This is a genomic window from Dolosicoccus paucivorans, from assembly GCF_900100125.1.
In the GTDB taxonomy this organism is placed as follows: domain Bacteria; phylum Bacillota; class Bacilli; order Lactobacillales; family Aerococcaceae; genus Dolosicoccus; species Dolosicoccus paucivorans.
Window position 1 is genome coordinate 1 of sequence record NZ_FNEL01000063.1, and the last position, 8,926, is coordinate 8,926.

The 8,926-nt window shown below is 35.7% G+C and carries 7 protein-coding genes, 1 tRNA gene and 1 pseudogene; 5 read left to right on the forward strand and 4 right to left on the reverse strand.

What is annotated here, in order from left to right:
- Positions 1 to 311: 311 nt before the first annotated feature.
- Positions 312 to 1,733 carry a hypothetical protein gene (locus BLR79_RS07745; RefSeq protein ID WP_092086663.1) on the forward strand — a complete coding sequence of 474 codons (1,422 nt, stop codon included), beginning with the start codon at positions 312 to 314 and terminating at the stop codon, positions 1,731 to 1,733.
- Positions 1,734 to 1,878: 145 nt separating this feature from the next.
- Here BLR79_RS07745 and BLR79_RS07750 read toward each other — a convergent pair.
- A tRNA-Ala gene (locus BLR79_RS07750) sits at positions 1,879 to 1,951 on the reverse strand.
- 120 nt (positions 1,952 to 2,071) lie between these two features.
- Here BLR79_RS07750 and BLR79_RS07755 point away from each other — a divergent pair.
- The 3 genes from BLR79_RS07755 (at position 2,072) to BLR79_RS07765 (ending at position 4,729) form a co-directional block, all read left to right on the forward strand.
- Positions 2,072 to 2,434, forward strand: a complete 363-nt coding sequence (locus BLR79_RS07755; RefSeq protein ID WP_092086666.1) for a YbaN family protein — start codon at positions 2,072 to 2,074, stop codon at positions 2,432 to 2,434.
- Positions 2,435 to 2,609: 175 nt separating this feature from the next.
- A complete protein-coding gene (locus BLR79_RS07760; protein ID WP_092086669.1) occupies positions 2,610 to 3,155 on the forward strand; it encodes a DUF2179 domain-containing protein in 546 nt (181 codons plus the stop codon).
- A gap of 11 nt (positions 3,156 to 3,166) precedes the next feature.
- Positions 3,167 to 4,729 carry a bifunctional metallophosphatase/5'-nucleotidase gene (locus BLR79_RS07765; RefSeq protein WP_092086672.1) on the forward strand — a complete coding sequence of 521 codons (1,563 nt, stop codon included), beginning with the start codon at positions 3,167 to 3,169 and terminating at the stop codon, positions 4,727 to 4,729.
- A 48-nt stretch (positions 4,730 to 4,777) separates the two neighbouring features.
- On the opposite strand, the gene BLR79_RS07770 is transcribed toward BLR79_RS07765, so the two are convergent.
- The 3 genes and pseudogenes from BLR79_RS07770 to BLR79_RS07775 form a co-directional block, all read right to left on the reverse strand.
- Positions 4,778 to 5,632: a MetQ/NlpA family ABC transporter substrate-binding protein gene (locus BLR79_RS07770; protein WP_092086675.1), complete on the reverse strand. Its 855-nt coding sequence runs from the start codon at positions 5,630 to 5,632 to the stop codon at positions 4,778 to 4,780.
- Positions 5,633 to 5,731: 99 nt separating this feature from the next.
- Positions 5,732 to 6,064, reverse strand: a pseudogene (locus BLR79_RS09335) (amidohydrolase family protein); the annotation flags it as partial.
- A 34-nt stretch (positions 6,065 to 6,098) separates the two neighbouring features.
- Positions 6,099 to 6,404, reverse strand: coding sequence for a GntT/GntP/DsdX family permease (locus BLR79_RS07775; protein ID WP_092086678.1), 306 nt, complete (start codon positions 6,402 to 6,404; stop codon positions 6,099 to 6,101).
- 457 nt (positions 6,405 to 6,861) lie between these two features.
- On the opposite strand from BLR79_RS07775, the gene nox reads away from it, so the two are divergent.
- Positions 6,862 to 8,223 (forward strand): H2O-forming NADH oxidase, encoded by a 1,362-nt coding sequence (nox, locus tag BLR79_RS07780; RefSeq protein WP_092086681.1) that lies wholly within the window; start codon positions 6,862 to 6,864, stop codon positions 8,221 to 8,223.
- Positions 8,224 to 8,926: the final 703 nt, after the last annotated feature.

An 8,926-nucleotide genomic window follows, 5' to 3' on the forward strand; every position in this document is an offset into this window, starting at 1 on the left:
AACCTTCAAGCGAAATATCATTCCACGTAAATCTCTTAACTACTACACTCCCCTGGAGGTTTTCTTGGCCCATCTTTTGGATCAAACATCTGGATATTATGCCAACCACTTAAGAAATATGGTTTCATCAAGCACCTGACTCCTCAAGAGTCGCTAGCGCTTTTCCTCTTGACCAGCCAGGAGCTTGATGAAGGGAGTTGTTTAAGGTGGTTAGCACAAGTATGTCACCAAGTTCAATCACTCATAATATAGTGTAGAAATTTCTAACTTAAATTGACAATCGAGAAGATTAAAGATTTAAAAAGAAACGGGTGGATCATTGGAGTATTAAGTATTCTCTTAATCGCCGTGGTCAATTAAAGTTAAGCCACTACGATAACTTCTCTCATTGGGCACTCGTCGTGAAATATTTGACGGCATTTGGTCAATTTCCTCATTCAAATCAAAATATTGTGACCTTTACGTCTTACCCTTTAGGATCATCCGTATTTTCATATTTTTGGTTAGGTCATGATTTCTTTCATGAAGGTCTCTTACTAGTCAGTCATTGGTTTTTATTGATTCTATCGCTTTTACCTTTAATTCAACTGGTAAACGAAAAAAGTTCTCTTTCGATCGCTCGTAGTTTATTGATGTTAGTCGCAGCGATGATTGCCTGGGTTAAGTTTGTGCCGATAAACTCGGTTTTGGTGGATGATTTAATTAGTGTTTACGCGGTAGGCATTATTGCAGGACAAGTGTATTTGCGTTCAGATATTAAACGCTTAGCGTTATTTACTGCGATTGCTGCTGGAGCGTTGTCTTTAATGAAAAACAGTGCTCTTTTCTTTGTAGGGATCAGTTATTTACACTTTCTTGTATTGTCATTCCATCATTTAAAAGCCTACCCAATGAGTCGAAAGAAGAGTGGAGTTGCCTTTTTAATCTCTTTATTTACCTTTTTACCGTTTGCTGGGTGGCAAATTTATTTAAGCCGAGCGTTTGCACAGAGTCAAAGCTCTAAACATGCGATTGATTTTAACGATTACAAAGTGATCGCAAGTGATAAGACAGTCCAGGATATTACACAAATTCGCGAAGCCTTTGTTCGCTATATCTTAAATGGGAATCATCTTGTTATGCGAGGAATTTATTTGATTATATTGGCTTTTTTCTTCTTATATTTATTTTATTTTTGGAAAAAGATGGGTCGCTGGTGGATTCGTGAAGTGTTTTTTCTTTCTCTTTTTAGTACAGTTTCTTATGTTATCAGTGTTTATTATATGTATATCTTCTCTATGCCAACTCATGAAGCGGTTCGCTTAGCAGCTATTCATCGGTATATGGAGACTCTTTATATCTTTTTACTGGTGTATTTAGCGATGGTTCTTTTATTATTGTTTAATAAGGTGAATCATAAGGAGTCTAATATTGAACGATTTATAGTGGCTAGTTTAGTCTGTTTGAGTGTTGGGTTATTCACAGTAAAGTTTCAAGAGGTTTACCGGTCTAGTCGCGATCCTTACCAAAATCCGTCTCAAGAAATAAAAATGCTAGTGGAACAGGTGAATGAGCCGATTGAGGTGTTACATATTATTTCTAGTGATGAATACCGCGTTAAATCAGGGTATTTGGAATATGCTGGTATATTTTATACGATGACTTCTCAAGTTGATGTTATCTATGAAGAAGGGATTCTTCATTCGGGTATTTTTGAAGAAACAGTAGGGGAGTATCGTTTGTATCTTCCTTAGTTAAATAAACCATCAATGCGAAAATGAGTCAAAAGGTGGGGGAAGATATAATAAAGAAAAATTGCATTGATGCGACAAAAAAGTCCTGAAAGTGAGTTGTTCACTAACAGGACTTTTTTGGTTAATTATCATGAGATAAAAAGAATGGAGATAATCGGGCTTGAACCGACGACCTCTTGCATGCCATGCAAGCGCTCTCCCAACTGAGCTATACCCCCTAGACAACTTCTAATATACCTCAATCAGAAGTAGGTTTCAAGCAAAATAAACAATTATTTATTTTTGTATATTTTTCTGTTAGAATAGATCATGCAAACAAAAAAAGAGGAGGGAAGAGGATGAGACGATACTTTTATATCGCAGTAGGATTCATCTCATTTGGTTTAGGAGCAGCAGGAGCGGCTTTGCCATTATTACCAACAACGCCATTTTTATTATTGTCTGCTTATTGCTTTAGCCGTAGCTCAAAAAGATTCCATGAATGGCTCATTCAAACTAAGTTATATGATTTTTATGTCTCTGATTGGATTGAAACAAGATCAATCCCTCGAAAGAAGAAGTACTCCATTTTATTGAGTATTTATGTATTAATGGGCATATCAATTTACTTTATTCCATTTATGATTGGTAAAATACTTTTATCAATGATGGTCATTGCGCAAACATATATTATTTTATTCGTTGTGCCAGATCGTCATTAACAAAAATAAAACGTCTCTTAAAAGAAACAAGAGATGTTTTTTTCATCCCCACCTAACTTATTATGTAAACCCAAAGGAAAATTAAAAAAATTTATTATAACTAATCACAGTGAATAAGACTATACAACCTCTTTTAGAAGTGTTAGCATAGTGAATTGAGAAAGGGGTAAACGATATGAACGTGACACTTTTAATCTTTATTTTTGTCATTAATTTAGGATATATTTCTTTAAACACACTAAGAGTGCTACTGATGATGAGAGGGTATCGTAAGATCGCGCCGGTTATTGCGATGATCGAAGTCATCATCTATACTCTAGGACTGTCGATTGTTATGAGATACATTGACCAACCTATTTACTTATTAACTTATGCCTTTGGATTCGGTATGGGAATTATGCTTGGTATGCTGATTGAAGAAAAGCTTGCTTTAGGTTACGCAGTTATTCAAATTATCATTAAAGAACAAGATGCTGATCTAGCAGACCAATTGAGAGAATTAGGTTACGGGGTAACGGTACAAGAAGCTTATGGACGTGAAGGAAATCGAATAATTCTAACAGTTTTATCTTCGCGTAAAAATGAAGCATTATTATATGATTCTTTAAATAAACTTGCTCCTCATGCGTTCTATTTTTCCTTTGAAACCAAATATATCAACGGAGGATTTTGGTCTAAGAAAATACAACGACGTATGGATCAAACATCAAGTCATTCATAAAGGAGAATTATATGTCTAAAAAAATCCATTTGTTCATTACGAGTGATACCCATGCGAATTGGTCACTTAACCCACCATCTTTATACCAAACAAGTCACGTCTTAAAGTCTTTACAAAAGCAGCACGCTCAAGATGAGGTAATTACAATTGACTTAGGAGATTTTATTCAAGGAACGGGTTTTGCGACCTATTTTAGTCAAATTGAAGAAGACGGTAGCGTATTTTCCGACGCAATGAATGCATTGAACTACGATTATCAGGTGATCGGCAACCATGAATTTAACTTTGGCTTATCTTATTTGACCGAAACATTATCCCAGTTAAAAAGCCAAATCCTTTGTTCTAATATTTTAAATAAAGAAACCAAACAACCTTTTATGGGAAAACCGTATACCATCATTGAAAAAAATGGTTTGAAGATGGGATTGATTGGTGCAACCACTCAATATATCCCTAACTGGGAGCCGCCTCAAAACTATGAAGGGTTAGTTTTTAAAGATATGATAGAAGCGGTAGGATCTTATATTGATGAATTACGACCCAAAGTGGACCTATTGGTGGTGGCTTATCATGGAGGTTTCGAAGCCGATTTAGAAACTTTCGAATTAACTGAATTAGACACCGGAGAAAATCAAGGAAGTCGTCTACTCAAAGAATACCCTGAAATCGACCTCTTATTGACTGGACATCAGCACCGCGTGATTAATACTAAAGTTAATGATACATACGTCATCCAGCCAGGCAGAAGTGGAGAATACATTGGTCATATTACGATTGATTCGTTGGGGAATATAACAAGCGAACTAGTGAGTACGATCGATGCTTGTATGGATGAAGAATTAATGAAGGAGTTGGCCCCTAAAGCTCAGAAAGCTCAAAAGTGGCTCAATACTTCCTTCGGTGTGGCACCCATTCTTATTCCGACAGAAGATGAGGGGATAGCTCGGGCTCAAGGAATTCCTTTTATTGAATTAATTAATTATATTCAACTTCAAGAAACAGACGCTGATTTTAGTGCGGCTGCTTTAATTAATGATGGCTTTAAATCCTTTAAAGGTGCAATTACAAATGAAGTATTGTTACAAGCTTATCCATTTTTCAATTTAATTGCTAAAGTCGCAGTTACTGGCCAGGACTTATACGATATTATGGAGTATAACTATCAGTACTATCAGTTAGATAACGAAAATCAACTTGTAGTAAATCCTACTTATAAAGAGCCTAAGCCTAAGCATTATAATCGCGATCTATTTAGCGGACTTAAAACAGTTGTAGATATGACTAAACCGCAAGAACAACGCATTATACAATTAATCGATGAATCCACAAATGAGCCAATTCAACGAGATAAATTATATACTTTAGCCGTGTCCCAATACCGTGCATCTGGTGGGGGGAACTTCAACACTTTTACACCTGATAAGCTCTTAATGATTACACAACAAGATATCGCTACATTAATTCCACAGTATATTCAAAAAATGACCCAAAATGAGTGGGATCAAATTAATACCCACTATCAACATGTACAGTGGACTCCAAATGTAGAATTTAGTAAAATAAATGATTTATAACATAAAAACTCCCCATTATCATTCTCGATAATAGGGGAGTTTCGTCTATTAATTTACGCTAGGTGCATTTTCCCATACTGCGCGGTCGGCCCCATTCGTTGTATCAGAGATTGCTTTAGCAACGTCTTCTGTTTGATACAATTCAACGATATGCTTATACAATTCGTTATCTTTATTTTCTTCTTTCGTTGCGATAACGTTTTTGTAAGCTTCGTTTAATTTTTGAGGCTCTTCAGCATCAACAAAAATAGCTTCGCTTAATTTTAACCCCGCATCGGTTGCAAAGTTTGTATTAATAAACGCTGCATCGACATCTTCTAAAGCGATTGCTAATTGAGCAGCATCTAACTCCTCAAACTTAAAGTTTTTAGGGTTATCTGTAATATCTTCAGGAGTGACTAACACACCTTTAGATTGATCAACTTCAATTAATCCAGCGATTTCTAATGCTAAAATCGCGCGACCACCATTTGTTGGATCGTTTGGAATCGCAATCGTAGCACCTTCTGGCAGCTCAGAAACATCATCATACTTATTAGAATAAAGACCCATTGGAGAAACAAAAGTAAACCCAATTGGAACAATATCCCCGTCATTCGCTTCGTTCCAATCATCTAAAAAAGCAATGTGTTGGAAGGCATTTAAATCTAATGAACCATCTTGTAACGCTGCGTTTGGCTGCACATAGTCAGTAAATGTGGTTAAATCAATATTAATTCCTTCGTCTTTAGCAGAATTAACAACAATTTGCCATACATCTTCGCTAGCGCCTGTCATGATACCGACCTTTACTTCCTCGCCATCAAAAGGTTTATCCTGAGCTAAAGCAGTCACCGACAAAACATTTATTAATAAGCTCATGGACAATAAACCCTTCACTGTGCGTTTAATAAAAGACTTCATAACTATCGCTCCTCACTGTAATATAAATCACGTTTAATCAAACGTTAATCAAAATTTAACATTAAAGAAAATGAAAGTCAACAAAAAAGGCAAAGAATATTAAAATTCTTTGTCTCTATAATTATTTTTTATCTTTAATAAACCCTTCATAAGCCATTGCATAAGGCTTTGGTTCAACATACTTTCATGACCTTTTTCGCCAACTAATTTTCCGTTTTCAGCCATTAATTGACCGCGCAAGAAGACTTTTTCAAAACGACCGATTCGTGGGAAGCCTTCATAAGTAGAATAGTCTGTTCCTTCGCAGCTATCTGCATGAGAGAATGTGCCACGAAACTCTGGGTCAAAAATGACAATGTCTGCATCTGGTCCAGGAGCTAGACTACCTTTTTGAGGGTAAATACCAGAAATTTTAGCTGGATTTGTAGAAGTTAACTCTACAAAACGTTATCTTGAAATTCTACCTTTATCGACGCCTTGAGCCTAAATCGTTGATAATTGTTCTTGCATACCTGTTGCGTCGACCACTTCGGTCCATATACATAGCAAATGTCGCACTTAAGAAGAAGAGAATGAAGTAATCGGCGATAAAGCCACCCATTCCGTTAACGAACGAAGTTTCATCCCCTAAAAATGACTCTGCAAAGGGCATTCCACTCATCACTACAACGATGAATATACCTACTAATGACATGAAAATAGAATTCCGCTGCTTAAATACGCCGTAAATAACAACAGCAATTGCCAAAATAAAACCTAAAATACTCAGCATGGAAAACCTCCTTTTAAAATTAACTCTAATTATAATGGCCCACTGTATTAAAGCAAACGCTTTCTTTTTAACGATTACTATAATAGTTATTAACTATAGAATTAAACTTAATAAAGATAAATATTTAACCGATAAGTGTATGTTTTTATTCTATAAAAACTAATAAGTGTAATAAGCTAAATAAGACGTTTCGGCTATAATAACAATTTAAATATTGCTATTGGCTATTTCTCATAAAATATACATGTGAAAATAAGCATTTATGTTAACGCTTGATCTAAAACACTTCATTTTATATTGATTACAACTTGTCGTTTTGGGCTGTTTATAAATTTGGCTTAAAACGTATAGTAGTAACCTTAGTAAAAATAAATTAATTATAAAGATTACTAAATCTCTTTCATTACACTTTTTAATATGCTATGATTATCACAATAAAAAGAAAGGAAGTGTTGGGATGAAAGTTGTTATCATCGGAACAAACCATGCAGGAATTGCTGCAGCAAACACACTTTTAGATAATTATAAAGATATTGAAGTAGTCATGTTAGATAAAAACTCTAACTTAAGCTATTTAGGATGCGGAACTGCCTTATGGGTAGGTCGTCAGATCCCAGGAAATGACGGATTATTCTATACAAACCAAAAAGACTTCGAGAAAAAAGGTGCTAAAATCTCTTTAGAAACAGAAGTAGAAAATATTGACTTCGATAAAAAGGTCGTTTATGCCACAAATTCTAAAGGTGAGAAAGTAGAAGAGTCATTCGATAAGCTTATTTTAGCAACGGGTTCAAAACCGATTTCACCACGCATTCCAGGTAATGACTTAGACGGACTCCATTTCTTAAAGTTATTCCAAGAAGCTCAAGCAGTAGAAGAAGAGTTTGCCAATGAAGACGTTAAAAACGTTGCAGTTATTGGTGCAGGATACATTGGTGTAGAGATTGCTGAAGCTGCTAAACGTCGTGGCAAAAATGTCTTATTATTCGACGCAGCAGAAACTTCTCTATCAAGCTACTACGATCCAGAGTTTGCTAAGTTAATGGATAAAAACTTAGAAGAACATGGCTTAGAACTACACTTCAATGAATTAGCAACTGAGTACGTTGGTGACGAAAACGGACGTGTTAAACAATTAGTTACTAATAAAGGAACTTATGACGTTGACGTTATTATTAACGCAATCGGCTTCTTACCAAATGCTGAGTTAGGTAAAGACGACTTAGAATTATTCCAAAATGGAGCTTACTTAGTTGACCGCACCTTCAAAACAAGCAACCCAGATGTTTACGCCATTGGTGACTGCGCAACAAACTACTCAAATGCGATTCAAGACACAGCCTATATCGCACTAGCAAGTAATGCTGTTCGCTCAGGAATTGTTGCTGCTCATAACATCGGCGGTACAGCATTGGAAGGCGCTGGTATTCAGGGATCTAACGGTATTAATATCTTTAAATTAAAGATGGTATCTACCGGATTAAGTAAAAAAGCAGCGGAAGTTGCAGGTTATGAAGTGGGTGTGAGTGATTTAGAAGACACACAATTCCCGAACTTTATGCCAGAAAATGCTAAAGTAAAAATTCGTCTAGTTTACGACAAAATCACGCGTCGTTTACTTGGTGCACAATTAGCATCAGAGTACGATGTCTCGTTAGTTATTCATATGTTCTCGCTAGCTATTCAAGAAGGCTTAACGATCGATAAGCTAGCGTTATTAGATATTTTCTTCTTACCACACTTCAATAAGCCATATAACTACATTACAGTCGCAGCACTACAAGCAAACGACGAAACAGATTTAGATTCTGATCTATAAAATTTAATCATTCATCCTTCGAAGACTTAGGTAAATCAACCTAAGTCTTTTTATGTTCGCATCAATAAGTGGTAGTTTTCATTCATGCACACTTTATGGTTATTCGTGTCATCATTCTCTAACAAAAAGAGGAAGAACATATAATAGAAGTAAAAAAACAAATGGAGAAAAGTATATGAGATTCTTTTTTAATATTTTGGTGTTGAATTGTTTTTTATAATAATAGGTTGGATATATTGGAAGATAAAAGGCAGTGAAGGTGCGCATAAAAAATATAAGATGCTTCGAAATATACTGATTTTTAGAAGTTTATTTTATCTAATTTGGGATCTTTCATTCCGATAATATTTATTCCATTCCGTTTTGTTTAAAATGAATATTTTTTTGTAAATTTCAAGTATAAATTAGCCACTAGCTACAAATTTTCACAAACCTTGAACTGTGGCAGTGTTAGTTAGCTTTAGTATCTTGTCTAATCTTTAGGCCTTTACTTGGAAGCTCCGGCATGATGCTCGCGATTAGCGAGCTGGAGCCAGGCTCTGGATAGGATGTCCAAAGAGCACTTCCAGTGTATTATGCTGGACTAGGATCCAAGTCAAGGCCTTAATGTTACGCAGCATGTCGCTGGGTGTATAAAGCCCGTGCAAACAGTTCGTGTGCTGTGGCATAGCCAAACTGTTTACGTGGATAATCATTCATCCAC